The sequence below is a fragment of the Ferdinandcohnia sp. FSL W7-1320 genome (assembly GCF_038050315.1).
GTDB classification, from domain to species: Bacteria; Bacillota; Bacilli; order Bacillales; family Bacillaceae_L; genus Ferdinandcohnia; species Ferdinandcohnia aciditolerans.
On record NZ_JBBPAM010000001.1, the window covers coordinates 913,695 to 938,312 of the forward strand.

Below are 24,618 nucleotides of genomic sequence, written 5' to 3' on the forward strand. Positions count from 1 at the left end.
AAGATTCAGTGGAGAGAGAATTTTTTGAAAAATGAGGGTGTTGAATGAATCAGTCGTTAAAAGAGTGGAAGTTCCCAGCGATGCTATTAACGGGGTTAGGATTATCCTCTTTGGGGGATTTTATTTATCTAGTAGCTATTAATCTACTTGTTTTAAAAATGACCGGATCAGCCGCAGCAGTTGCTGCTCTTTGGGTTGTCGGTCCAATTACGTCAATCTTCGTAAATGGATGGTCTGGAAGTATTATCGACCGCTCCAATAAAAAGAAGATTATGATCATCACCGATATCGTCCGAGCTGTTGCGGTTGCCATCATCCCATTACTTCCAAGTATTTGGATGATTTATGCCTTATTATTTGTAATCAGTGTTGCTAAATCTTTTTTTAATCCGACATCAACTACTTATATAACTGCCCTCATCCCGAAGGAAAAGCGGAAGACCTTTAATTCGATTAGAAGCTTGGTTTCTTCAGGTGCATTTATTACAGGGCCTGCGATTGCAGGTGTGCTCCTCATCGTGGGGAGTCTTGAAATCGCCATCTATAGTAATGCCATTTCCTTTGTCATTTCTGCTATACTCATTGCATTTTTACCGAATATTGATAGTAATCAAAATGACATAACGGAAAAACTTCAATTGAAGAACTTACTAGAAGATTGGCAAGTGGTTATTCGCTTTGGAAAAGAGGCCCTATTTGTGATGACCATTTATTCCAGCTTTGTTATATTTGATATTTTTACGATGGCTATGGATTCGCAGGAAGTTGTTTTTACACAAAGGGTAATTGGTCTTACTGAAGTGGAGTATAGCTTACTAATGAGTGTTACAGGGATTGGCTATGCTGCTGGAGGATTATTGGTGATTTTTATTTCACGATTTCTATCGATTCGCGCCCTAATCGGAACAGGACTCTTTATGCTTGCAGCAGGCTATTTCATCTACTCCCTGTCCACATCCTTTACAATGGCAGCAACTGGTTTCATTATATTAGGCTTCTTTTTTGCCTTTTCAAATACAGGATTTACCACCTTTTATCAAAACAATGTACCTGTAGAAATCATGGGCCGTGTCACAAGTATTGTAAGTGTGCTGCAAAGTGCAGTGTCTGTTGTTTTCCTATTATTTATTGGAATCATGGGCGACCTTCTGCCGTTACGCTACACGATTGTTACATTGTCTATTATTAGCGTTGTGCTTGCTGTTTTTGTGATTATACTCGTATCACAACCAACGAAAAAAGTGTACTTCTCGGAGGAAAAGGCAGGATAGATGTAGATTTATGTTATATATAAGCACAAATCATGATAAATGCTGCGACCCAAAAAGTCGCAGCATTCACTCCTCAACAATCTCAACTTTACTCGCTTTTGCCTGAGCTGGGGCAGACTCTGCAATCCCGCCATCCACCACAATTTTTACTTTTTGCCCAACCTCGAGCTTAGAAACGACTGACTTGTCAATAGAACTGACGTTGAAAAAAATACTTGAATAATAGTACTCGTCATAAATTTCTTGATCTGTTTTTGTTTCAAATTCCGCTCCAATAATGTGTTCATTGACTAGGATTCGCTCCCCGATCTCAAGAATGTAGCCAGTAATCGTTGTTTCGGCACTATTGCCAGATTGCCCGCCTGTTCCACAACTTGCAAGCAACAAAGTGAAAAAGCTAAAAAGTAAAACAATTCGTCTCATATTCTCACCTCATCTTATTTGGCGAAAATTCATGTGAAAAGGTTACGAACTAGAAAAATAGTACGTGATTTTTTGTAAAATTATGTTAAAATATTTGAAAAGCAAAGGGGTAGGGAGATGAAATTTGTTCATTTATTTGGACCTCAAGCAGTTGGGAAAATGACGGTAGGACAGGAACTAGCGAAAATAACAGATTTAAAGCTGTTTCACAATCACATGACAATCGATTTAGTCAGTCATTTTTTTGATTATAGTACAAAAGAGGGGAAACGATTAGTTAAATTGTTTCGTCAGGAGATTTTTGAAGAAGTATCAAAGAGCGATTTAGATGGCATGATTTTTACGTATGTTTGGATGTTTGATATGAAGTCAGATTGGGAGTACGTGAAAAATTTATCTGAGCTTTTTGAATCAAGAGGGGCAACGGTTTATTATGTAGAACTTGAAGCCGACTTGGAAGAGAGACTCAAAAGGAATAAAACGCCAAATCGTCTTGAACATAAACCTAAAAAAAGGGATATTGAATGGTCTGAGAATGACATTAAAAAGACAATGGAAAAACATCGCTTGAATTCATTTGATGGTGAAATTACATTTGAAAACTACATCAAAATTGACAATACACACCTAAGCGCTGTAGAAGTAGCCAAAATGATCAAAGAAAGATTTCAATTATAAAAAACGCTTGGCATTTGTGTGAAACTGTATGATCTTACAATAGGAAAATGTGCAGTTCACATTTGCCAAAGCGTTTTCCAAATCAGTTATTCTTATTTAATTCATCTCGAAGCAATTCCAATCTTCTTTCCAATTCATGTGTGAAATGCTCACGTGCTTGCTTTGCGTCCATATCTGGAGAGGCAATATACATGGGTTCACCAAAAATAAGCCTTGCCTTTTTAAACTTGATTAATTCACCAATCGTATTTGGCCCAATATACACAGCGGGAACGACTGGTACCTTGCTGCGCTGTGCAATCGTAATCGCTCCTTGTTTAAGCGCAGACTGCTCATTCGTACGAGTTCCACTTGGAAAAATTCCCACTATTTCCCCTTTTGAGAGTAATCTAGATGGAATTTTTAACACACTCGGACCAGGGTTATCACGATCTACTGGAAATGCGTTTAACTTTGTTAAAAAGCCACCAATAAATTTATTTTTGAACAATTCCTTTTTTGCCATATAGTGTATTTGTCGAGGGAGTAGGGAAACACCAAGCCACAAAATATCAATATAACCTGTATGCGTACAGGCAACAACATAAGCACCGTCCTTTGGCAACTGTTCCTTGTTAAAAACCTTAATTCCACCTGTAGTTGTAAGGATGCCTTTTACTAAATTTGCAATAAAATGATACACGTAACTTACCCCTTCATAAAAAACTTCTAAACTAGTAAGATTATAGCATGAAAGAATGGGTCGAAAATACCAAAAAAGCGAGGATCTGCATGAAAAAAATCATGGTAATCGGAATATCTGCTGGCGTTGGAAAATCTACATTTGCTCAAAAATTAGGTAATAAAACTGGAATTGACGTGTTCCATTTAGACAGCTACTTTTGGAAACCAGGATGGGTGGAGGCTACACTTGAGGAATTCAGACAATCTCAGGAGGAGATTCTAACGAAAGATACCTGGATTATCGACGGCAATTATAGCAAAACCTTCGACCTTCGTGCAGAGCAAGCCGATACCATTATCTATCTCGAACTACCAAGATATATGTGCTTATACCGTGTCCTCAAACGCTATTTAACACACATTGGAAAAAAACGCTCAGACCTTGGCTGCACCGAAAAGTTAGACTGGAAGTTTATCAAATTCATCTGGACGACCTATAAACCAAGAATACATAAAATGCAGGAAAGGCTTAACCGATTAGCAAAGGATAAAACTGTGGTCATCCTACGAGGGAAAAAGGAAATTCATGATTTTATGAGTAAATTGTAGAGAGTAATAAAAAAACACCCTAAAAAAGTAAGTAGTTCGTTTTAGTGGTGAAACAGTAGGCCTTTTCCAAAGGATATTTACATAATGGTGGTGATGAAAATAAAAACGCTCGCCTTATATATTTTTGGATTTGTTCGATTTATTATTTTAACTATTTCTATATTTTTAAGTATATGGTTCTTCGTAGTAACTGTATTTTCAGGGATTGCTGCAATAGGGGAAACTCAAGAAGAGTGGGTTTATGCGTTAACACAATATCTATATTTTCTTGTTTGTGCTTTTTTAATAGGTGTGATGAATGAATTCGAAAAGAAAATAAATAAAGAGGATTACGACATAAGCTCAAATATTTGGTTATTTGATTTATATTTGCTTATATTAATAGCTCATTATGAATTGCCTAAAAAACTACTAATGAAATTGATGGGACGTTCAAAATAAAAAAGCCAGGTCAAGTTTCCTGGCTTTTGTGTTTGTGGTACGTATTTTGTATTTCTTCAACTGCTTGGTGATCGAACTCATTTTTAATAGCAGTGCCTAAACGGGTGTGGGTGTTTCAAAGAGAGTGCCCTTCTTTGTTGGATCTTTAACTACCAGGGCAGGTTAGTGAAGAAGGATTTAATCATTGTATGTAGAATCACTATTCTTAAAAGCAACTCAGTTTAGAAAACCTTTACCCTTTAGAACGTAATAATTACAAGGTAGGTGGTCTGAAATGAATAAATTGTCTAAAATAGGAAAATTACTGGCTTTTATTGGTGTCGGGGTAATTGCATTTGGCATTGTGTTGATGATAAAAGATGACGGTGGAACATTTACTGCTCTTGCAATGCCTTTCATATTTATAGGTTTATTAGTAATAATGGCGTCAATCTTGTTTTTAAGAAACTTGAGTAAAAAGGCGTTTCATACAAATAACTTTATCGTTTTGTTTATGTTACTGGCTTTTAACACGATAGCCTTATTTGGGGCTGAATTTAGCGGAGGAGCAGAACCTTATACGCTGTTTGCAACTGGAGTTTCATTTGTATTTTGGGGAATTTTTTATTTTGTTCAATTTGCACGTCCCAACCGGATATGGCGAATTTCTTGGTTTTTCATTATGTTACTATTTTTGCTTTTTTGGGAAACAGGACTTGGTACATTAGTTGGTCTACTGTTTTTTAACTAAAGGGTGCAAGAGTTGAAGATCAAAGCTGTCTCGTAGGCAGCTTTTTCTTTTAGTACTAACAGGCAGATTTGTTCAATAAGAAATCAATGGAGGTATAGTTATGTGGATAATATTCGGGGTTATTTCAATCATTGTTACTTTTATTAATCTTTATATGTATACAGCTGGAAAGGATTATAAGCTTGCTATGGCGATGGGTTTATCATTTACAGCATTAACACTTTGTGCAGAATACAGTCTTGTTTCGGATTGGGTAGAAGTGAAAGATTGGGCAGCTTTAGAGGATGTAGTACCTAGTATGGAAAGGGCATTATGGTTTTTGACAATTGTTTCTATCATACTAAATATAGCACCTATACTTTTAGAACGAAAAGGTAAGAAATAAAGAATGATTGTCATATCATTTATATAAAACGCAATTAATCTGTAAGTCTTTATGTAGAGCAACGGGTAGCGATTGCGTAATAAGCAGCCCTTCTTTGCTGACGAATAGGTTAATGGAATAACGATTTTAGATATTATGGTGGAAGGGATGACCAAAATAAAAACAGTTCTTCAAGCAGTTATGAGTTCAGTTATCATTCACTTAGTCTATATCGTTGGTCAAATGGTAGTCGGTTATATAAAAACAAGAAACTACAAACTAGATATTGTAAGTGCTCGGGATAAAGGTGAGACACTTCAAAATGATGTTGTTTTTGGTAAGGCTATATCTCCTTTTATTTACTTATTAACATTTATCGGTGTAACCGTTATCTGTGGAATTTTTATATTTTTATATAAAAAGTTACTGTACTAATGAGTAGCGTTTATTAAAAAAGGAGTGCACTTTTCGTATTCAATTAAAAGTAAGTAAATTAACGATAGTTGCTCTCCTATTATAGGGGAGAAAGCTTTAATAGGGTGTATGCTAAAATATAGAAAAAGGTAAACTTTGGATGCACACACTGCAATAAGACTTATTACAGTATTGAGTTCTTGATCTATTCCGTCAAGTACATATTATGAAACAGTGCTTTAATAAAGGAGTTGTATAAAATGAATGAAAATAAAGGTACAGAAATAAAACGCTCTTCAAAAGCTGAAAACATTCTAGCTCAGATTAATAGTAAAACTAAGCTAGGCGACTTACGAAAAATCGCGAAGGACATTAAAAAGGATCACGAACTAGCTATGGAACTATGGTCAACCGAAGAGTTTTTGCCCAGACTATTAGCAATCTTAATTATGGACAAAAAACTTCTTTCACCAGATGTGCTAAATAAGCTTGATAAGGATATGCAGACTCACACTCTTGATGAGCGAAATAACTTAATGGACTGGTTAATGGCTAATCAGCTCACCAAAGACAAGAAGAAGATTGCATTGATGGAGTCATGGGAAAATAGTCCTTCTGCTCTTCAAAGGCGAGCTTTCTGGTATTATCAAGGGCGGTTGAGATGGACTGGACAAACACCGCCTGATAACACCGAGGACTTGCTATCTGCAATGGAAGCTAATATTACGCAGGAAGAACCGGAAGTTCAATGGGCTATGAATTTTACCGCTGGCTGGATAGGCGTTTATGATGAAAAAAATCGTGCGCGTTGTATTAAACTTGGTGAGAAAACGGGTCTTTACAAAGATGAAAAAGTATCAAAAGGATGTACTCCCAACTATTTACCAGAGTTCATTAAGATTGAAGTAAAAAAACGAAATAAAAACTAGTTACCTCTGTACTGTTCAGAAGGAAATAAATAAGGACGATTTCCACAATAAAGGTGATCGTCCTTCTTCTTGGCAAAGTTTCAGTCGTTTCAAATAAGAACTTTATTCTTTTTCAACTAACGAAGTTTTCTATTGGAGGGAGAAGGATGGTAAAAATACTAGAATTGGCAAGTAACGAAATAATACAACAAGTATCTGAACTATATAAAGAAGTTTGGATGAGTGAGGATAATTCGATAAAAGAACGGATTATAAAACATAGCTCATATAAGGGGTATAGAGGGTTCGTAATCCTATCTAAAGAAGACAAAGTAATAGGCTTTTCATATGGGTATACTTCATTACCTGGACAGTTTTATCACGAGTTACTTGCAAAGGAATTTAATTCAGAAGAGTATCATAATTGGTTAAAAGATTGTTTTGAATTTGTTGAATTAGCAGTCCATCCATCATACAGAAAACAGGGGCTTGTTAAATTGCTAAGTACAAAACTATTAGAAAACCTTGAAAACAAGACCGCTATATTAACAACTCAAAACGATAATAATTCTGCCCGGTCACTATATGAGTCTTTGCATTGGAAGGTTCTAAAAGAAGCTTTTTACCCAAGCAATTCGAAACAGCCATATGTAATCATGGGTAAAGAATTAATGTAGTCCTTCTTCACAAGTTAACGAGAGAAAGGTATTTCTACTTATTGATACAAATCTACCTCCAGTTGCGAAGTATATGGAATATCTCTATAACAAGGAAATTCTGGAGCAGTATGACAGTTCCGTCGTCCACCATTGCTAATAAAGACTATTATTTATATAATTGATGAGAAAAATTAGTAAGACCTGAGTTTTTTTGGAGGGAAGAAAGTGGATTTTGATTTTGGTGCAATCAGTTATTTAGCAGTAATTTTAAGTGCGGTTGCTATCTGTATTCTTGGTTCAATCTGGTATTCACCAAAGGTATTCTGGAATACTTGGCAAACATTAAAGGGATTAAATCAGGAGGATCTACCCAGCGTGGGAAAAGTGATGACTAGTTCGATTTTGATGGCTATTGTTAATTCCTTTTTGTTAGCGAATATTGCCAAGTGGGCAAATATAGGTGGTTGGGCAGATGGGTTATGGCTCGGGTTACTAGTAGGTCTTATCATCGCAGGCACTTCTGCCACGAATGCCCTATATGAGGGGATGAAGTTGAAACTTTACATGATAACGGCTGGTTTTCATGTGATCAGCATGATACTTGCTGGGATCATTATAGGGAGTTTCTCTTGATACTTTCACTCAAAATTATTGGATCTTTTCGGATAAGATACTTTTAATAGTACATGACGGTCACTCTAGTAGAATGACCGTTTTGTCGTATTTGTGTTCAATGTTGGACTATTTACGCAAAAATACATTGAAAACAAACAAGTAATAATTTTTTTAACAAAAGGGTGCGTGAATCCAAGAAGGATTAACCACCATTTGTGAAATTCTGGGGGGAGAAAGATTGCTAAATAAAATTAAACGTCCCATTTATATCCTGCTATTTGTATTTCTTGCTATCTATTGTATTGATTGGTTTTATTTTGATTATACACGCTTCAAAGATGAATACCTTTTTGAATCTACCTCTCCAAATGAATCTTTCACAATAAAAATATTTCGTTCTAAAACAGATACGGTCACTCCTATCGTGTTGGGGGAGTTAACCATAAACAAAAAGAATAAAGAAACAAAATTTATCTACTTTGATGAAGTGGAAAATGCGAAAATTGAATGGCTTGATGATGATACCGTCCTTATTAATAACGTCCCGTTAGAACTACCAGAAGAATATTGGCATATTCGAGAAGGAGTAAAAAAAGGAAGTTTATAGTATCCTATAATCATTTTCATTGAACTGACTTAAATCCTAAGCGGGTGTATTCCTTACTTAACGAACGAAGCAATTTAGTTTAACATGGAGTACCGTCAGTTTTATCTTGTTACAAAACTATACATAAGGAGTTTTAGCAATGGAAAAGTGGGATTTATATGATAAGCATCGTAATAAAATAGAGAAACAAATAACTCGTGGAGATGAAATGATATCAGACGAGTTTCATTTAGTAGTACACGTATGTATATTTAATTCAAAAGGAGAGATGCTCATTCAGCAGCGTCAGCCCTTTAAGCAAGGATGGTCGAACCTTTGGGATATCACTTGTGGTGGTAGTGCGGTTGTAGGCGATACCAGTCAGCAGGCTGCCTCAAGAGAGTTATTCGAGGAGTTGGGGATTCATTATAACTTCGAAAAGATACGTCCACTATTTACTATTAACTTTGAACGTGGCTTTGATGATTTTTATTTAATTGAATATGACGTTGATTTGAATAAATTGAAGTTACAGACTGAAGAGGTACAAGCAGCCAAATGGGCTTCTAAAGAGGAAATCATAAAGCTAATCGAACAAAAAAAATTCATACCTTACTATGAGAGTTTCATTGCGTTTCTTTTTGAAGGTCGACATCATTATGGCTGTATTCGTCTGTAAATGTGTAGTTTTGCAATGATAAACGCATTTAAGGAATTAAGTTTATAAAGGCGTATAAAAGATGGTGAAGTATTGTACTTAAAGTAAGGGGTGCGTTGATCTAAGAAGGATTAATGCACTTTTTTGTTGAAGTTATAAAACGAAACATACGGAATTGTTAGATAAGGATGGAATGATTATAATTTTTAGTAAAATATCAAAAGGTGTGAAGCAAAAGATGCATTTAATATATGAAGTTTTACCAATTGAAAAAGCTGACTCTTGTAAAGAGTTGTGTAATGAACTTATGGTTTTTCAAAAATCAAAGGCAAAAATTACACCTGAATTGTTTGATGATATGAATTTTGAGACTAGGATGCTTTCTTCTATAAAAAGTGCTTTAGACAATCAAATAGTGGTTGTAAAAGATGGGGATAAAATAGTTGGTTATGTTTATTCAAATATCTCTCCTAAAGAAGCCTACTCGAATGATTTCGCAACTTTCTTTGACCTTTCTTCTGTTAATGGAAAGAATGTAGGGTGTTTATCTCAGTTTTATATAAAAGAAGAATATAGACGATTTGGGATTGGCTCAAGGCTATTTGATATTTCAATGAAATGGTTGTATCAATTTGATGATATAGAGGATTATTTTATTTTTGTTTCAAATGGTAATGATGCATTAGAATTTTATAAACGAAAAGGTTTTGCTGTGAGCCACAATATTTTGAATGGATTCATAACTGTTTTACGAAATAAAAAATATTCAGATCGTTTATTAAGAATGTGAAGGATTACACTTAAACGAACGGGTGCATGAGTTGAAGATCAGAGCTGTAACGAAGGCAGCTTTTTCTTGTTTAACTAACGGGGCAGTTTAGTTGAACAAGCATTTGGTTATTTTGTAATTGAGTATAGTAAAACGTGCATAGATTCATTTTTATATAAAAAAGGACATCATAAGAGTTTAAGCCGTTCTCTTTTGAGGTACCCACAGATATAAAAACAAGTATAAATGCAGTGGATTTCACAACTGAAATCACACTGCTTTTTAATGTTAATTAAGGTAATATATGTTAAAGTTATTGTATATTCCTTTTCAACTAACGGGTGCAGGTTAAGATTGATTAACGCTATACTTATTGAATTAATTGTACTACGGTGAAGGTTTAATTGAAGAAAAGACATTAGCATTATGGGGGGAGCTTTTGTAATGGAAAGATTCAGTATTTGGCTACGCCGAAGTGTATTCGCTGTACTTTTTGTTGCACTAATTTTCACTATTTATCGGCATTACTTTGCAATAGATAAGACTCAAGAAGCAGTAATTGGTGAAGTTACTCCGAATTTTAGATTACAAACTATTAACGACGGAGAACTAGAATTAAAAGATTTACGTGGACAGGCATTATTAATTAATTTTTGGGGTAGCTGGTGTACCCCTTGTAAAAATGAAATGCCTGCAATTCAAAATGCTTATGAACAATATAAAAATGATGGTTTTGAGGTTGTAGCTGTAAACATATATGAATCCGCAACAACTGTTTCAACTTTTCTGCAAAAAAATAATTTATCAATTCCTGTTGTCTTAGATAAAAATGGAGAAGTCTATAATACTTTCAATGTTCGTTATGTTCCTACATCCTTTTTTATAACCCCTGACGGAACTTTACAAAGTTCCTACGAAGGAGAGTTATCCAAGGAACAACTAGACCAATGGATAAAAGAAATTTTACCTAATTAAATAAAATAGAATATAGTGTTAAGGTGTAATAAGATTCGGATAAACTGTTCTCCCTGTGCAGATATTTTTCTGTTGAACACACGGGCAGGTTAATGGATTTAACTTGGAGAATACTCTTTTATATAAGAATTAAATTTGAGGTGATTTATTAATGAATGAGACGAAGAGAACGAGAGTTTTTGATTATAAATCCATAATGATAATTCAATTATTTACTACAATGATTGCTCTAATTTTATTTATATACCTCACCATTTCGGATAATATGGTCGTTGCTCCATTCTTTTTTACGTCAATTAGCTTATGTTTTTTTATAAGTGGTTTTCGGTTGTATAAGAAAAATAGAATCGTTGCTCAAAAAGTTATTTTCTATATTGTTGGTATTGTTTTATTTATCATTGCTCTTCAAGATTTATTGCAATACTGGTTCTATTGAATAACTCAGAAAACATTTGGATATTGCACTAAAGGGTTGCAATAGTTGAAGATCAGAGCTGTCAAAAGGTCAGCTTTTTCTTGTTGAACTAACGGAGCGATTTTGTTGAATAAGAATTCTTGTTTCCAAATAAATACATTAGAACGTACATTCGTGTTATAATTTCATTATAAAGTTATCTAGGAGGAGAATAATGAAATTAAAAAATATCAAAATTGAAGAACGAATGGAACATTATAATGTAAACGGTTTAAGTATTGCATTGTTCGAAGAAGGTCAAATCAGAGGAACAGAAAACTATGGTTTACTTGAAGTTAATAGTGATAGAAAGGTAAATGATGATTCTATTTTTAGTGCGTGTTCCATTAGTAAATTCTTAACTGGAATAATAGCAATAAAGTTACTAGAAGAAGGGCATCTTGATTTTGATGAAAATGTAAATGAAAGACTTGTTACTTGGAAAGTGCCTGAAAATGAATATACAAAAAATAAAAAAGTTACTTTAAGAAACTTGCTTAGTCATCAATCTGGAATCATGGACCCTGAAGGTAGTTTTTTAGAACTAAATTCAGATATAGGTTTTCCTTCGATGGTTGAATTGTTAGAGGGAAAATCCCATTATTGTAAGGTTCCTATTGAAGTTCAATTCGAGCCAGAGAGTGAATTCCATTATTCAGATGCAGGCTATTGTATTATTCAGCAACTAATAGAAGATGTAACGAAAAAGCAGTTTTATCAAGTGGTAAATGAGTTCATATTTGAACCACTAGGAATGAAAAATAGCCAATTAAATACAACAATGTCGGAAGTGGATAGAGATAACTTTTCTTGCGGTCATAACAAAAACGGGGAATTAGTAGATGGAAAACATCCTATATATCCTTATCCAGCAGCTTCTGGACTATGGACAACTTCTTTGGATTTAGCTGAATTAGTTCTTGAGTTAATGAATGCAGTAAAAGGAGAAAGTAAGCTGGGTATTTCGGAAAGTTTAGCAAAAGAAATGATAACCCCGCAAAGAGGTAAAAGCTGGACTGGATTAGGTGTGTTTCTTGAAGGCTCCGAAAAAGAACTAGAAATAACATCACTCGGTTGGGGAGTAGGTTTTCAATGTATGATGGTGGCACATCCACACTTGGAAAAAGGTGCCGTTATTATGACGAATGCAGAATTAGGCGTTCATCAATTGGAAGGGATTATTGGAGAGATATATAAATCTCTTCTATCTTAAAAAACGTTAGTTTTTTAAAAAGACCGTGTTAAGCCATTAAATGTCTTATTGAACTAACGGGTAGCTTTAGTTGAACAAGGAAACCAGTAAAGAACTTTTTTTCCATGAAGTCTTGTTCAAATATTACAACCGTTACAGTTAGTAAAGAACTTTCTTTTTCGAAACCATTTTCTATAAGCGATGTAAGAAGGTGTATTGCGTTTATCAGTAAACAACTTTTTTATCACGCAACATAATTTTTCATAATTAATCGGAATCTGTTCAAAGTTCTCCGGAATGAATTTCATAATTTACTGGAAAAGTGGTAAGTAAAAAAATATTGATTAAAAAAGAGAAACGGCTTATGACGTTTCTCTTTTGCTAAGGAGAAAAATAATTTTGATGAAATTATTGTGTGTACCTACTCCTAAAGTTGATGAAAATATTTTCAGTTATATTAATAGATTATCTCAAGCCAATAAATATGAAACTAATACATGGATTCTAAACATGACTAATATTAAACATTATCATGGTCCTAGAAATTTACTTCCAATTAATTTTAATTTTGATTCATTCAAATCACTAACAAAATTGCCTTTAGAAGAATTAATGAAATTTACTTTTTGGAAGGAGTATAACTTCCCTGAGGAAAAATATGATCATCTAAATTATTTATTGTTTAATAATTCTTTGATGGGCCAAAATTCCAAAGTATGCCCTATATGTTTAGAAGAACTTAAACAAAACAACAAATTGTGGGATATTCGATTCTTATTAGCATGTCCAATACATAGATGTTTTCTTGTCTGTAAATGTAGTCATTGCAACAAAATTATAAGTCAGTATAGGAAAAGCTTTTATCATTGTACTTGTGGATCGGACCTAAGAAATGAGAAAATTAAAGCATGTCGAGACGAAAGTATTATTTTACCCCAAATTATTTATTATAGTTTTTATGGTGATGATAAATTTGAAACCTTTAATAACAACATACTTAATAAACTTGATCTTAAATATATAATTTTAATCTTTATATTCTTTATCAAATTGACTTTAAGAGATGAGACAAGATTAGGAAGTTCAGCAATACCTTTTGATCCTGGTGATTCTGAGTTTTCATTACTTATTGAGAAAATATCTTTGATTTTTAAAGATTGGCCACATAATTTTCATTCGTATTTACAGGATTATGAAACGGCAGTAAAAAGTAAACCAAAATATGATAGAGGAAGTTTGATAAATACGTTTGGGTACTTTTATATAGACTTATATGAAAAGTTTAACCACCCTGCTCTGAACTTTTTAAGAGAGGAATTTGAAAGGTATCTTGTGATTAATTGGGATAGAACCCAGCTTTCACATAGTAAATATATAAAAATTGACAGAAATAGTATCTCATATATATCTACAACTGAAGCGGGGAAGATCCTTGGAGTTCACCATTCACAAGTCAGAAAGTTAGTTTCATATGGCTACTTGCAAGCTAAAATGACTACGGAGAGAAATCCTTACTTATTAATCTCTAGAGACAGTATTGAAAAGTATATAGAGAATAAAAGCAATTATATAAATCGAAAAGAAACAAGTGGTTTATTAAATATTGACTATCAAACGGTGATAGAGTTGGAAAAGGATAATATTTTAAAGTTAAAAAGGGGTCCACAAATAGACGAAAGCTTAGAATACTTATATGATATTCAAAAGGTATATCAAATTCTTAATATTATTGAAAAGAGATACCAAAGAAGCAGTAGAATGTTCTTTCATTTTGAGACAAAAAATACAATTGACATTGTTTCAAGTACAAAGTTTGTAATTGGAACAAAACTTTCGGATATTTTAATATTAATAATAACAGGAGAACTTACACCGATTGGTAAGAATACAAAAGAAAAGGGAATAAAACAATATAGGTTAAGTACAGAACAAGTGAAAGAAAAAGTATATAAATTTAAAATCAAACAGCAAAATGGAGTTTTTTCAATACCAGAGTTATCTCGGTTTTTAAGTATTGGTAGAAATTTATTATATAGGATTATTCAAAGTGGTTTCTTAAGGACATCAGAAGAAATGAATAAACCATTTATCTTGGTCGAGGATGCTATATACTTTAAGCAGAATTATATTACATTAGGTCAACTTAGTAATGTGTACTCGACAGATTATGAAAATGTTTTACAACTATTAAATCGATTTGAAGTTGTACCTGTTTTAGATAGTTTTTATAAGAAAAATAAGATTTACAAAATTTCAGACATAAATGAATATGAAATGGCAATAGGGTTATCTCATTGAAAAATATAAAATTAATTTAATTTATGCTTGGATGGAGATGTAGTGAAAATGAATTTAATAATGGGACAAATTTTGAGGTAGAAAAACGCACTTATTAATTACAAAGTACTAAATCATATGTCTTCAATTAATGAAGTAGTATAGTTAAAGTGTCTTATTAAAAAGTTCTTTTGAAAATTACTCTAGTTCCTTTAAGGCTTCCTTAAAGGACTTTTTTATTTGTTATTATTTAGATTGATTGTGAAATGTTACACTTAAACTAACGAAGCAGGTGTGCGGCCGAGCATAGGTCGTATCATATAACGGGTGGGATTCCCGTCGAGCAAGAACTAGCCATTCACTCGTAGCGAGTCTTGGAGGGCTAAAGGTAACTTTAGTCTTTAAGCGTAGACAGTTAGGTAATGGGCCGAAAGCCAAATGGTTGAAGGGATTGAGCCCCATAATGTTAGAAAATCGAGAGGGCTGATGTTTTACCTGCAGCAGAAAGCAACATTTCATTCTTTGTATATGGCAAGAAGAATGAAACCTCTCTGGGGTCAGAGACCTTGGCACGTTACACATTGATATGATACGGCAACTCGGGAGACCCTATCGGTCTTTTCTTGAGAAAGAGTATGGTGTACAAGCGATACAAAGTAAGGAAACCAAACGCCGATATAGGGAGTCGGATAGCAGCGTAGTACCAATGAAGTTGGGTAATGCCGATGGAGGAAAGGCTAGCTACCAGTTATCACCCTTGCTAGGGAAACATTTACTACACACAGAGGTAGGAATGATAAATGGAAACAAGACTAGTAAGGATAGCAGAATTAGCAATATCTGATTCTAAAAGATTAGCTATATTTTGTGAATGGTAATTAGGAGGAGCCGTGTACGTTAATTGCGCAAGCACGGTTCTGAGAGGGGGGAGAACACAATCTACCGTAAGGTAGAGAGGTTCTCTTCTACTCGACTAGTGGTGCGAAATGTTTCTAGTTTAAATGGAGAATGGTCACATTTCTCTGGTAAAGACTAGGCGGTTCTTGTTGGAACTGAAGGATTATATAGAAGAATCAAATGAAGGGGTAACGCCCCGTAGGGTTCTCTCTTAGTCGAATAGCACTGGATTTAGTAAGAATGATAGTGTTATAAGCTCGGCAATAGGCGTAAGAAGTTACCGTATCAGTTTGGCTGACGAAAGCCTACCCGCGGGGGTGGTGTAAATCATGATGCTTGAGTTGAATGAATATGGTGAGAATGTGAATAAACCTAAAAGAAAAGGTTAAGCTGACAAACTTCTGAATGTACGGGTCTATACCTGCGATACATAGAAATGTGTATATCACCAAATTGTGAGGTTAGATAATATCTTTCAAAGTAAATACCTTATCTGTGAGTCCGATTCTTTGAGCAGGTGTTAATTCTTGCTTATCCCAAGATTTGTATGGGAGGCAATAGTTAGAAATTGTTCGTAATATCGTCAAAGCCATTTGTGCGTATTTTGGATTAAAGTTCGCATAAATATAACTTTTTTGGTCGCCTCTTGCAGTTATTAATGGTCTTTCTAGTATAGATAATTTCTTATAAAAGTCTAAATTATCATTGAATTATCAACAAAAATAAAAGCGTGAATTCTATTGTGACACGCTAAAAACTTATTGTGATTTACTTTTTTGCACCTCGAATTGGAACCCGTTAATCCAAGAAGGATTATCGCTTATTTTTGTTGAACTTATTCTACTTACGAAGAAGAATAGTCTAACATGGGAGGTTTATTATGTTCGTGCTCAATATGCTATTGGCAATAACGGGAATGGCAATATTGATTTTAATTCTAATTTTCTTTGCATATAAAATACTACGAAACAAAAAGAACTTTTACTCTTGGTTTATCTTAGCAATAATCGTTTTCTTTTTAGGAGTTGCCCTTTGGCAAAGTTTAAGTCGTTTCAAATAAGACCTTAATTCTTATTCAAGTAACGGTGCAGTTATATGTAGTATGGTTTTCGCCCGTATTTAACGTAAATGAAGATACAAAAACAGCCTATTTTCTATCTTTGTTTACTTGTTATATATAGTTAATATTCATAGTTTTCGACGTAAACAACGATAGGACTTTACTTGGAGGGGTGGGTATGATAGGCTGGCTTGCCTGCTGAAACAACTGCTTCAGCCTTTCAGGACCAATCATGCCCACAGAGGCTCCAAGTCAAGTCCTTAACCGCTTATCTATGATTACATATAAACAAAGGTAAAGGGTGCACCGAATCAATATTTTTGGACGGATACTACATATAAAGAGCAGGATAGTTCAACAATAACATAGAATTATATAGAAAAATAAAAGTAACGGGAGGATAAGCATTGGGCCGATTTATAAGTATTTTTTTACTCACTATATTAATTTGTATAATTACATTTATTTATATAATTCCATTGTTATTTGGTGGTTCGGTTGGTGAAATTGATATTGTTTTAGGATTGCTATTAATATTGATTGGGTCATTTATTATAACTCTACTTTTTTACATTATAGATTTAATACAAAAAAATAAAAGATAACTTAATGTACTAACGGAGCAGTTAGTGCAACAAGGCAAAACTACATTTTCAGGACTTCCAAAAGTATGGAAGTCCAGTTTTTTTATATAGAATCAACACTAACCACTAGCAGAGCTTTCTTTAAAAAAGGTAAAATAGAAAAAACATAAATCTTATTCACCACCAAATTAATCAGCCAAAGATCCTGGAAATAAAGCCGGATATGCGGCATCTAACATGATGGAAGGGGAAATAGAACGTTTCATGGGCAAGAATCGATCAAATTGTTGTATAGACGTGAATTTGGCCTTATCAAGGGCTAAGTTATAAATCTTTTTGATTATTAAGCCACTAACGTTATAGATTTACATGTTAATAGTCTTTATTGCATTTCTTTTTTTCGTGTTTACCCATAAAATGACTGGAATTAACATGAATGATAGATAAGCACCGATAAAACCTAATATCGTATAACTAGAGAACGCAACAATAAAACTTGATAATATGCTGCCGGCAGACCCACCAATTGCTACACCAACGTCAATGGATCCTTGTATTTTAGCACGGTTCTGAACAGTAGTTGAATCAACAACAATTGCCGTTCCACTAATTAAACCAAAGTTCCAGCCTAAACCTAGCAAAACAAGTGAAATAGTTAGCCATACAACTGATTCTCCTGGAACTAATGCTGCTAATAACCCTGCAGCTGTTAAAGTAACAGCAGATGCTATAACCATCTTCATACGTCCGATTTTATCAACAAGTGAACCTGTAATTAGAGAAGGGAGATACATTGCTGCAATATGAAGGCCGATTACTAATCCAACTGCAGACAATCCACTTCCATGGTGTTGCATATGAACCGGTGTCATTGTCATAATGGCTACCATGACAATATGAGATAAAATTAATACACTCGCTCCAATCATAACTCCAGTACGCTGAACTTGTTGCTTAGAATGATCTATAGTAGACGTTTCTGCCTTTGTCTTATTATTTTCTTCGATTGCACGTGCTACCATTAATGGGTCGGGTTTTAAAAATAGAAAGAATACAAGTCCCGCCAAAGTATAAGCTACCATTGCAAGTAAAAATGGTCCTGAAAGTGTTGGCATACCTAAACCTTCAGCTACGTGCCCCATTGGCGTAACCAGATTAGGACCAGCCACAGCACCGAGTGTAGTTGCTACCATTGCGATACTAGCCGCTTTTGCACGTTGATTTGCTTTTGCTAAATCGACACCAGCGTACCGTGCTTGTAAATTCGTTGATGTACCTGCGCCATAAATAAATAACGAAATGAATAAAAGCAGAATACTATTTAAATTTGCTGCTACTACTACACCAAGTGCTCCAAGTCCTCCGGCAATAAAGCCAAAAGAAAGTCCAATTCTTCTTCCAAAAGAATTTGTAATTCGTCCAACAACATACGCGGACAGGGCGGAACCTAAAGTAAATAGTGCGGTGGGTAACCCTGTTAAGCTTTCAACACCTAACATTTGCTGAGCAAGTAATGCACCAACTGTAATACCTGCTGCTAATCCAGCCCCGCCAAGCGTTTGCGATAGTAAAATAACAAGTAAAGTTCGTCTATATAAAGCCTTTTGCAGACTTTCTGAACTTGCAATTTTTTGAATATCCTCTGTTTGAAATTGAAACATTGTATCAGCCCCTTTACCGGTCACAGTGACGCCCCGAAACGCCCCGAAATTTGTCGAAAAAATACTTCCGATTAACTAATTTGCTTTTCTTTCTGCTAATAAATTGTTTTAACGCCGTTTTTTTTATCGAATATTAAATGAGATATTAAAGATATTTAATATCCTTAATTGCGGTAAAATAAACCGAAATTTACCTAAAAAAAGAAAATTGGAAGACCTAAAAGAATATCTTTAATTGAAAAAATTAACGTGATTCAGATCTTATATGAGAAATAATCTTATCATCAACTTTTTTTATAATATCTAATAATGTTTGTTCTTTAAGATGTTCTTCCATTTTTCTTTCTGCTTTCTCCATTACTTCTTGTATTAAGCAATTATGGTTATTGTGTAAATCATTATTTAAACTACAATTAAATAATGACGCTGATCCTTCAATAGCATGGATAATTTCTAAAAAAGAAATATCCTTTATATTTTTAACTATCTTATACCCACCATTTACCCCGGGTGCCGATTCAACAAAACCGGCTTTTACCAACTTTGTTAAAACCTTTGAAAGATAAGTTGGCGACACCTTCTGAATTTCTGCCAAAGGACGTACTCCAATTGTTTTTCCGCTTGGTGTTAAAGCTAAAAATACCATGGTATGAAGCGCATAATTCGTTGCCTTGGAATACTTCAAAATTCCACCTCCAATTACAGATTCAATATGTCCATATTATTCTTTCTTCTAATATTAGTCAACCAATAAAAACATCCTATGTTCATCCCTGATGTCAACTTTGATGAAGGTTACAAATTAACCAAGCCGTTTATTCAGATTAAGCATTATCTTCTAAATCATCATTACATAAAGAAAGATAACCTTTTTTAATAGAAAGGTTTTTTGAGTTTATTTTCAGTTCATATAAATATGATATTTTTTGTGTGCGGAGGAAAAAGGGAGGTAACTATCATGGAAAAAAGTAAGTCTATAAACCATATGCGTTATTTAAAAAGGTTTAGTTGGTTTGTAGCTGTATTAAGTGTTGTTTTGGTCCTAGGAGGGACCCTTTCATTAATAGGATTGTTGCCGAAAAGTATGTGGACTGGCTTAGATGCTTTTCTAACAAAAATGACGCAAATTTTTGGTATTGTAGCTGTGTTTCTCATAATTTTTAGAAAGGTCTGGATGGGTGTAAAGAAGAGTAAAGTTCTAAATCTCCGCTGGATTTTCCCCACCTGGCAATTTCTCAAAAAAAGGCATACTTTGTTTGGTTGGATTGTAGTAGCTGCGGGAACGGCACACAGTCTTTACTTCCTTCTTTTTATCCCGAGTGACATGAATGGAGTTTTCAGCGGGATCCTTGCATTCGTGGTCATGATTTTGATGGTTTTATTTGGATATAAATTAAATCAAAAAGTACGCACAACCAAATATGTGAGATTGTCACATACTCTTCTAGGCATAGCCTTTATGATTGGACTGGTATACCATATGGTCGAACTTCACTAGGGGGAAAAAATGAAAATTTTTAAGCAAGAAGTTTAGGAGGAATAGTAATGAAGCTACTAGAATTAAAACATATAAATAAATCATATAAATTGGCTGGAAAAGAATCAGTATCCGTTTTGCGCGATGTGAATATAAACTTTGAAAGTGGTGAATTTGTTTCTATCTTAGGAGAATCCGGTTCGGGGAAATCTACATTAATGAACATTATCGGCGGGATGGATTCAGATTATGAAGGAGACGTCATTGTTCAGGGGAAAACGCTGCGGGCAATGAAAGAAAAGGAAATCGATGCCTATAGAAAGGAAAAAATTGGATTTGTTTTTCAAAGCTTTAACTTAATCCCTCATTTATCTGTGTTTGAAAATGTGATGATTGCCATGCAAATGATGGATAAAAGCGTAAAAGAACGAACGAAACATGCATTGGAAATTTTGGCAGAAGTGGGTTTACAGGATCATGCGAAAAAACGGCCCAATCAGCTTTCTGGCGGGCAAAAACAGCGTGTTGCGATCGCACGTGCCCTAGCCAATGACCCTGAGATTATTTTAGCGGATGAGCCAACAGGCGCACTCGATCAAGAAACAAGCGGCCAAATTCTTGAGCTGCTTGATTCCATAGCGAAAAAAGGTGTTCTCATTATTACAGTGACGCATTCACAAAAGGTAGCTGATTTTGGTAGTCGGATTATAACGGTTGAGGATGGGAGTATTAAAGAAGATCAGTCATTAAAAGAGCGATACACCACTGTGAAGGAAACGGTAAAGAAAAAAGGAAAAAATTTAAGTATGATCGACTCTTTTAAGCTGGCTATGAAAAATATGCAATTAAAGGCGAGACGAAATATTCTCGTCGCTTTGGGAGGTTCCATCGGAATATTCAGTGTTATTTTAATGTTGTCTTTAGGAAACGGTGTTACAGACTACATGAATGATGAAATTAACACGAATTTGAATCCCCTTCTTGTTGATGTGGTAAAGCAGAATGAAGAAGAGACTACACAAGAGAAGGAGTTACGGCCTAATCCACAAACGGGGAGTGAGTCATTTTCAGATGAAGACATAGCTAAGGTCAGCAACTTAGAAAATGTTGAGAGAGTAGAAAAAGTGACAACGATCAGGGGAAAAACGAATGTTGTATACAATGAAGAGAATTATGAACTGGCATCAATGGGAACTATAGCTGATACAATTAATGAAGATAATATTGAAAAGGGAACACTCCCATCTAAGAATGAAGTATTGCTGACGACTTCTTTTGCACAAAGTTTATCCAGTGAAGAGACATATGAGTCCCTCGTAGGAGAATCCGTTACACTCTTTATTAATGAAATGGGAGAAAATAATCAGCCTGTCATAGTGGAAAGAGAGCTAGTCATCTCGGGCATATATGCTCAGGAAGATATGGGGCCAGTAGAAGGAGCAGGTGCGTACGTATCGTATACGACGCTAGAAGATGCATACAGCGAACAGAAGTTACTATTGCAACCTGTACAGCTTAATGCGTATGCAAAAAAACAGGAAGATGTAGAAAAAATTAAAGCAGATGTGGAAAAAGCCGGCTTCGTAAGCTCTCCGATTGCAAGTATGATGGAACAAGTAACAACGTATGTGAATATGGCATCATGGCTGTTAGCTGGAATTGCGGCTATCTCCCTGCTTGTATCTGGTATTATGATTTTAGTCGTCCTTTATATAAGTGTAGTGGAACGAACGAGGGAAATTGGGATTCTACGGGCGATTGGTGCTAGAAAGAAAGATATTCGCCGCATTTTCTTTTCAGAGTCTGCTCTTATGGGTCTGTTGAGTGGTGGAATAGCCGTTGCAGGAGCCCAGCTTATTAGTATTCTTTTGAATAATTTGACGTCCAAAAGCTTCGGTACTGAACTGATTCAGCCGACAAATGAATACATGCTGTTTGGAATCGGAGCCAGCATTTTGATTAGTGTGATTGCAGGATTACTCCCATCTTCTAAAGCAGCTAAACTCGATCCAATGGAGTCCCTTCGATACGAATAAAAAGCAGGACAGAACCCTTTCATTACATTGTATGATAGGGAATAAATAGATGAACGGAGGGGGCAAAATGAATAAGATTTTAGTCGTGGATGATGACCCGCATATTCGGAAGTTGATAAAGCTTTATCTTGAAAATAGTCAATTCACCGTAGTGGAGGCCAAGGACGGACAGGAAGCATTGGATTATGTGTCCCATACAAAAGTCGATTTAATGATTGTCGATGTCATGATGCCACGTGTAAATGGCATCGAATTAACGGAAGATATTCGCAGGTACTTGGATATTCCAATCTTAATGGTAACAGCAAAAGGCGAATCGATGGATAAAGTTAAAGGGTTTCAGGCCGGAACGGATGATTATTTGGTGAAGCCCTTTGACCCTGTGGAGTTGGTCCTCCGGGTTAAATCCCTTTTAAAGCGCTACAATATTTCCACATCAAAGACAATCGAAATTGGTCATACAAAAATTGACCTTGAGACCTTGACCGTTTCTTCAAATGAAGGAACGGTATCGCTAAAAAAGAAAGAATGTGAACTACTCTTTATGCTGGCCAGTTCGCCAGGTAAGATTTTTACTCGAACACAATTGATTGAAAGCCTTTGGGGAATAGACTATGAAGGGGACGAACGGACAGTGGATGTTCATATTAATCGCCTTCGTCAGCGGATTGAGTCTTTCTCATCTTTAATAATCACCACTGTTCGAGGGCTCGGATATCGGTTGGAGGAAAAATAGGGTGTTTAAAAAAAACCTGCGTATTCAAATAGTCGCTACTTTTATCATGATTATACTCCTTAGCCTCTTTTTATCATTTGGAATTACTCGATTGATTTCGGAGAGGGAAATTAGCATTGACGAGCCGTTTTTAACGATTGCAAGTGACATTGCTGATCTTCTTGCGGTAGCTGAACCCGATAGGCGTAATCAAGTGCTGGAAATTTCATCTAAATATAATATACATGGTGAAGTTTTAAAAAAAGGACATTTACTGCCTTTTTCATTAACAGAGGAAGAAACTTCACTGCTATTTCAGACTGATATAACAGAGCCGTTCTTTTTAAATAAAAAGGAAGGTCCTGTGCGATTTATTGGAGTACCGAATATTGATGATAGTGGAAGTTCATTGATCGTAAAGGTGGACTTTACCTACTTTTCGGAGGCTATCCAGCGCATCATACTCATTAGTCTTATTTTGGTATTGATTATTGGCAGTCTGTTTATTCTGCTAGCCTCTAACTACATTATTAAACCAGTAAGAAAACTGACGAGTGCAGCGAAAGAAATGGCAACAGGAAATTTATCCGTTCGGCTTAAATATAAAAAGAATGATGAACTCGGGGAATTAATAAACAGTTTTAATCATATGGCAAGTGAACTTCAAAAAATTGATAAAATGCGAGATGATTTTGTCAGTAATGTTTCTAATGAAATCCAGTCGCCAATCACATCGATTCGAGGGTTTACAAAGGCGATTAGAGACGGTGTTATTCCACAAGAACAGCAAAAAGAACACCTGGATATTATTTATGAGGAAACCTTAAGACTTTCGAAGCTTAGTGATCATTTACTTCGGCTTGCTTCACTCGATTCAGAAAACCATCCTTTCAATCCGGTGGAGTATCAATTAGATGAACAGCTACGTAGAACGGTTCTCGTTTTGGAACCGTTATGGTCGGAAAAAAATCTTGATGTTGAACTCGATCTCAAGCCTTGCAAAGTTAAGGTTGACCAGGATTTGTTTGAACAGGTATGGCAAAATTTAATTACTAATGCGATTAAATATTCCGATAAAAATGATAAAATTGAAGTGAAAATGGAAATAGTTGATAAAGAAGTCCGCATTCATGTAAAAGATAATGGAAAGGGGATTCCAGAAAAAGACCTTCCATACGTATTTGACCGATTCTATATGGTGGACAAGGCAAGAAGCCATTTAGGAGGAGGAAATGGGCTGGGGTTGTCGATTGTAAGAAAAATCATCGAACTTCATGGCTGTCAAATAAATGTAAAAAGTGAGGAAGGAAAAGGCAGCTGTTTTACGATTTCCATCCCGCTTTAGATTAACAAGTAAAAACCTCGACCATTATTTGAGTTGGGTTCAATTCCAGGACTAAATTTGATTCCGTAATGATGCTACAACTTTAATAAAATTATAATTAAGGACCTAACCTGAGGTCCTTAATTTATATTATTTATCTACTAATTAAAGTATCTTC

General features: G+C 34.9%; 27 protein-coding genes and 1 pseudogene. 23 read left to right on the forward strand and 5 right to left on the reverse strand.

Going from position 1 to position 24,618, the window contains the following annotated elements; genetic code table 11:
- Nucleotides 1–44: 44 nt before the first annotated feature.
- The gene (locus tag NST91_RS04530) at nt 45–1,271 is read left to right on the forward strand and encodes an MFS transporter (protein WP_341330195.1); all 1,227 of its coding nucleotides are present in this window, start codon (nt 45–47) and stop codon (nt 1,269–1,271) included.
- A 66-nt stretch (nt 1,272–1,337) separates the two neighbouring features.
- Here NST91_RS04530 and NST91_RS04535 read toward each other — a convergent pair whose 3' ends face one another.
- Entirely contained in the window at nt 1,338–1,694 is a 357-nt protein-coding gene (locus tag NST91_RS04535; RefSeq protein WP_341330196.1) for a DUF3221 domain-containing protein, read from the reverse strand.
- A gap of 117 nt (nt 1,695–1,811) precedes the next feature.
- Between NST91_RS04535 and NST91_RS04540 the strand changes: the two genes are divergently transcribed.
- The gene (locus NST91_RS04540) at nt 1,812–2,372 is read left to right on the forward strand and encodes an ATP-binding protein (RefSeq protein WP_341330197.1); all 561 of its coding nucleotides are present in this window, start codon (nt 1,812–1,814) and stop codon (nt 2,370–2,372) included.
- Between the two features lie 82 nt (nt 2,373–2,454).
- On the opposite strand, the gene NST91_RS04545 is transcribed toward NST91_RS04540, so the two are convergent.
- Nucleotides 2,455–3,054, reverse strand: coding sequence for a lysophospholipid acyltransferase family protein (locus NST91_RS04545; RefSeq protein ID WP_341330198.1), 600 nt, complete (start codon nt 3,052–3,054; stop codon nt 2,455–2,457).
- Nucleotides 3,055–3,143: 89 nt separating this feature from the next.
- On the opposite strand from NST91_RS04545, the gene NST91_RS04550 reads away from it, so the two are divergent.
- The 15 genes from NST91_RS04550 to NST91_RS04620 all read left to right on the forward strand — a co-directional run bounded on the left by NST91_RS04550 (nt 3,144) and on the right by NST91_RS04620 (nt 14,707).
- A complete protein-coding gene (locus NST91_RS04550) occupies nt 3,144–3,644 on the forward strand; it encodes a P-loop NTPase family protein (protein ID WP_341330199.1) in 501 nt (166 codons plus the stop codon).
- A gap of 84 nt (nt 3,645–3,728) precedes the next feature.
- Nucleotides 3,729–4,085, forward strand: coding sequence for a hypothetical protein (locus NST91_RS04555; RefSeq protein ID WP_341330200.1), 357 nt, complete (start codon nt 3,729–3,731; stop codon nt 4,083–4,085).
- A gap of 274 nt (nt 4,086–4,359) precedes the next feature.
- Entirely contained in the window at nt 4,360–4,815 is a 456-nt protein-coding gene (locus NST91_RS04560) for a hypothetical protein (protein ID WP_341330201.1), read from the forward strand.
- A 100-nt stretch (nt 4,816–4,915) separates the two neighbouring features.
- The gene (locus NST91_RS04565) at nt 4,916–5,200 is read left to right on the forward strand and encodes a hypothetical protein (RefSeq protein ID WP_341330202.1); all 285 of its coding nucleotides are present in this window, start codon (nt 4,916–4,918) and stop codon (nt 5,198–5,200) included.
- Between the two features lie 147 nt (nt 5,201–5,347).
- Nucleotides 5,348–5,614 (forward strand): hypothetical protein, encoded by a 267-nt coding sequence (locus NST91_RS04570; RefSeq protein ID WP_341330203.1) that lies wholly within the window; start codon nt 5,348–5,350, stop codon nt 5,612–5,614.
- A gap of 239 nt (nt 5,615–5,853) precedes the next feature.
- Nucleotides 5,854–6,522, forward strand: coding sequence for a DNA alkylation repair protein (locus NST91_RS04575; protein WP_341330204.1), 669 nt, complete (start codon nt 5,854–5,856; stop codon nt 6,520–6,522).
- Between the two features lie 146 nt (nt 6,523–6,668).
- Nucleotides 6,669–7,178, forward strand: a complete 510-nt coding sequence (locus tag NST91_RS04580) for a GNAT family N-acetyltransferase (RefSeq protein WP_341330205.1) — start codon at nt 6,669–6,671, stop codon at nt 7,176–7,178.
- A gap of 207 nt (nt 7,179–7,385) precedes the next feature.
- Nucleotides 7,386–7,793 carry a DUF1761 domain-containing protein gene (locus NST91_RS04585; RefSeq protein ID WP_341330206.1) on the forward strand — a complete coding sequence of 136 codons (408 nt, stop codon included), beginning with the start codon at nt 7,386–7,388 and terminating at the stop codon, nt 7,791–7,793.
- Nucleotides 7,794–8,013: 220 nt separating this feature from the next.
- Nucleotides 8,014–8,382 carry a DUF5412 family protein gene (locus tag NST91_RS04590; RefSeq protein WP_341330207.1) on the forward strand — a complete coding sequence of 123 codons (369 nt, stop codon included), beginning with the start codon at nt 8,014–8,016 and terminating at the stop codon, nt 8,380–8,382.
- 139 nt (nt 8,383–8,521) lie between these two features.
- Complete coding sequence (locus NST91_RS04595; protein WP_341330208.1) at nt 8,522–9,040, forward strand: NUDIX hydrolase; 519 nt, start codon at nt 8,522–8,524, stop codon at nt 9,038–9,040.
- A 172-nt stretch (nt 9,041–9,212) separates the two neighbouring features.
- Nucleotides 9,213–9,809 (forward strand): GNAT family N-acetyltransferase, encoded by a 597-nt coding sequence (locus NST91_RS04600; protein ID WP_341330209.1) that lies wholly within the window; start codon nt 9,213–9,215, stop codon nt 9,807–9,809.
- A 423-nt stretch (nt 9,810–10,232) separates the two neighbouring features.
- On the forward strand, nt 10,233–10,763 hold the full coding sequence (resA, locus tag NST91_RS04605; RefSeq protein WP_341330210.1) for a thiol-disulfide oxidoreductase ResA: 531 nt from the start codon (nt 10,233–10,235) through the stop codon (nt 10,761–10,763).
- A gap of 151 nt (nt 10,764–10,914) precedes the next feature.
- Nucleotides 10,915–11,199, forward strand: coding sequence for a hypothetical protein (locus NST91_RS04610; RefSeq protein WP_341330211.1), 285 nt, complete (start codon nt 10,915–10,917; stop codon nt 11,197–11,199).
- 193 nt (nt 11,200–11,392) lie between these two features.
- Nucleotides 11,393–12,430 (forward strand): serine hydrolase domain-containing protein, encoded by a 1,038-nt coding sequence (locus NST91_RS04615; protein WP_341330212.1) that lies wholly within the window; start codon nt 11,393–11,395, stop codon nt 12,428–12,430.
- Nucleotides 12,431–12,811: 381 nt separating this feature from the next.
- On the forward strand, nt 12,812–14,707 hold the full coding sequence (locus tag NST91_RS04620; RefSeq protein ID WP_341333486.1) for a TniQ family protein: 1,896 nt from the start codon (nt 12,812–12,814) through the stop codon (nt 14,705–14,707).
- A 1,337-nt stretch (nt 14,708–16,044) separates the two neighbouring features.
- On the opposite strand, the pseudogene NST91_RS04625 reads toward NST91_RS04620, so the two are convergent.
- A pseudogene (locus tag NST91_RS04625) lies at nt 16,045–16,263 on the reverse strand (insertion element protein); the annotation flags it as partial.
- A 200-nt stretch (nt 16,264–16,463) separates the two neighbouring features.
- On the opposite strand from NST91_RS04625, the gene NST91_RS04630 reads away from it, so the two are divergent.
- Both NST91_RS04630 and NST91_RS26275 read left to right on the forward strand, forming a co-directional pair.
- On the forward strand, nt 16,464–16,643 hold the full coding sequence (locus NST91_RS04630; RefSeq protein ID WP_341330213.1) for a hypothetical protein: 180 nt from the start codon (nt 16,464–16,466) through the stop codon (nt 16,641–16,643).
- Nucleotides 16,644–17,179: 536 nt separating this feature from the next.
- Entirely contained in the window at nt 17,180–17,248 is a 69-nt protein-coding gene (locus NST91_RS26275) for a putative holin-like toxin (RefSeq protein ID WP_445724506.1), read from the forward strand.
- Nucleotides 17,249–17,592: 344 nt separating this feature from the next.
- Here the strand turns inward: NST91_RS26275 and NST91_RS04635 are convergent, their stop codons facing one another.
- Together NST91_RS04635 and NST91_RS04640 are read right to left on the reverse strand one after the other, a co-directional pair.
- Nucleotides 17,593–18,888 (reverse strand): MFS transporter, encoded by a 1,296-nt coding sequence (locus NST91_RS04635; protein ID WP_341330214.1) that lies wholly within the window; start codon nt 18,886–18,888, stop codon nt 17,593–17,595.
- A 244-nt stretch (nt 18,889–19,132) separates the two neighbouring features.
- Nucleotides 19,133–19,573, reverse strand: coding sequence for an Rrf2 family transcriptional regulator (locus tag NST91_RS04640; RefSeq protein WP_341330215.1), 441 nt, complete (start codon nt 19,571–19,573; stop codon nt 19,133–19,135).
- 273 nt (nt 19,574–19,846) lie between these two features.
- Between NST91_RS04640 and NST91_RS04645 the strand changes: the two genes are divergently transcribed.
- The 4 genes from NST91_RS04645 (at nt 19,847) to NST91_RS04660 (ending at nt 24,461) form a co-directional block, all read left to right on the forward strand.
- Nucleotides 19,847–20,386 carry a hypothetical protein gene (locus NST91_RS04645; RefSeq protein ID WP_341330216.1) on the forward strand — a complete coding sequence of 180 codons (540 nt, stop codon included), beginning with the start codon at nt 19,847–19,849 and terminating at the stop codon, nt 20,384–20,386.
- 47 nt (nt 20,387–20,433) lie between these two features.
- Nucleotides 20,434–22,401 carry an ABC transporter ATP-binding protein/permease gene (locus tag NST91_RS04650; protein WP_341330217.1) on the forward strand — a complete coding sequence of 656 codons (1,968 nt, stop codon included), beginning with the start codon at nt 20,434–20,436 and terminating at the stop codon, nt 22,399–22,401.
- A gap of 67 nt (nt 22,402–22,468) precedes the next feature.
- A complete protein-coding gene (locus tag NST91_RS04655) occupies nt 22,469–23,137 on the forward strand; it encodes a response regulator transcription factor (protein ID WP_341330218.1) in 669 nt (222 codons plus the stop codon).
- 1 nt (nt 23,138) lies between these two features.
- Complete coding sequence (locus tag NST91_RS04660; protein WP_341330219.1) at nt 23,139–24,461, forward strand: sensor histidine kinase; 1,323 nt, start codon at nt 23,139–23,141, stop codon at nt 24,459–24,461.
- The last annotated feature ends 157 nt before the right edge of the window (nt 24,462–24,618 follow it).

Coding starts and splice junctions, on each gene's coding strand:
- NST91_RS04530 (WP_341330195.1), top strand. CDS start 45: ATGAATCAGTCGTTAAAAGAGTGGAAGTTCCCAGCGATGCTATTAACG.
- NST91_RS04535 (WP_341330196.1), bottom strand. CDS start 1,694: ATGAGACGAATTGTTTTACTTTTTAGCTTTTTCACTTTGTTGCTTGCA.
- NST91_RS04540 (WP_341330197.1), top strand. CDS start 1,812: ATGAAATTTGTTCATTTATTTGGACCTCAAGCAGTTGGGAAAATGACG.
- NST91_RS04550 (WP_341330199.1), top strand. CDS start 3,144: ATGAAAAAAATCATGGTAATCGGAATATCTGCTGGCGTTGGAAAATCT.
- NST91_RS04555 (WP_341330200.1), top strand. CDS start 3,729: ATGGTGGTGATGAAAATAAAAACGCTCGCCTTATATATTTTTGGATTT.
- NST91_RS04560 (WP_341330201.1), top strand. CDS start 4,360: ATGAATAAATTGTCTAAAATAGGAAAATTACTGGCTTTTATTGGTGTC.
- NST91_RS04565 (WP_341330202.1), top strand. CDS start 4,916: ATGTGGATAATATTCGGGGTTATTTCAATCATTGTTACTTTTATTAAT.
- NST91_RS04570 (WP_341330203.1), top strand. CDS start 5,348: ATGACCAAAATAAAAACAGTTCTTCAAGCAGTTATGAGTTCAGTTATC.
- NST91_RS04575 (WP_341330204.1), top strand. CDS start 5,854: ATGAATGAAAATAAAGGTACAGAAATAAAACGCTCTTCAAAAGCTGAA.
- NST91_RS04580 (WP_341330205.1), top strand. CDS start 6,669: ATGGTAAAAATACTAGAATTGGCAAGTAACGAAATAATACAACAAGTA.
- NST91_RS04595 (WP_341330208.1), top strand. CDS start 8,522: ATGGAAAAGTGGGATTTATATGATAAGCATCGTAATAAAATAGAGAAA.
- NST91_RS04600 (WP_341330209.1), top strand. CDS start 9,213: ATGATTATAATTTTTAGTAAAATATCAAAAGGTGTGAAGCAAAAGATG.
- resA (WP_341330210.1), top strand. CDS start 10,233: ATGGAAAGATTCAGTATTTGGCTACGCCGAAGTGTATTCGCTGTACTT.
- NST91_RS04610 (WP_341330211.1), top strand. CDS start 10,915: ATGAATGAGACGAAGAGAACGAGAGTTTTTGATTATAAATCCATAATG.
- NST91_RS04615 (WP_341330212.1), top strand. CDS start 11,393: ATGAAATTAAAAAATATCAAAATTGAAGAACGAATGGAACATTATAAT.
- NST91_RS04620 (WP_341333486.1), top strand. CDS start 12,812: ATGAAATTATTGTGTGTACCTACTCCTAAAGTTGATGAAAATATTTTC.
- NST91_RS04630 (WP_341330213.1), top strand. CDS start 16,464: ATGTTCGTGCTCAATATGCTATTGGCAATAACGGGAATGGCAATATTG.
- NST91_RS04635 (WP_341330214.1), bottom strand. CDS start 18,888: ATGTTTCAATTTCAAACAGAGGATATTCAAAAAATTGCAAGTTCAGAA.
- NST91_RS04645 (WP_341330216.1), top strand. CDS start 19,847: ATGGAAAAAAGTAAGTCTATAAACCATATGCGTTATTTAAAAAGGTTT.
- NST91_RS04650 (WP_341330217.1), top strand. CDS start 20,434: ATGAAGCTACTAGAATTAAAACATATAAATAAATCATATAAATTGGCT.
- NST91_RS04655 (WP_341330218.1), top strand. CDS start 22,469: ATGAATAAGATTTTAGTCGTGGATGATGACCCGCATATTCGGAAGTTG.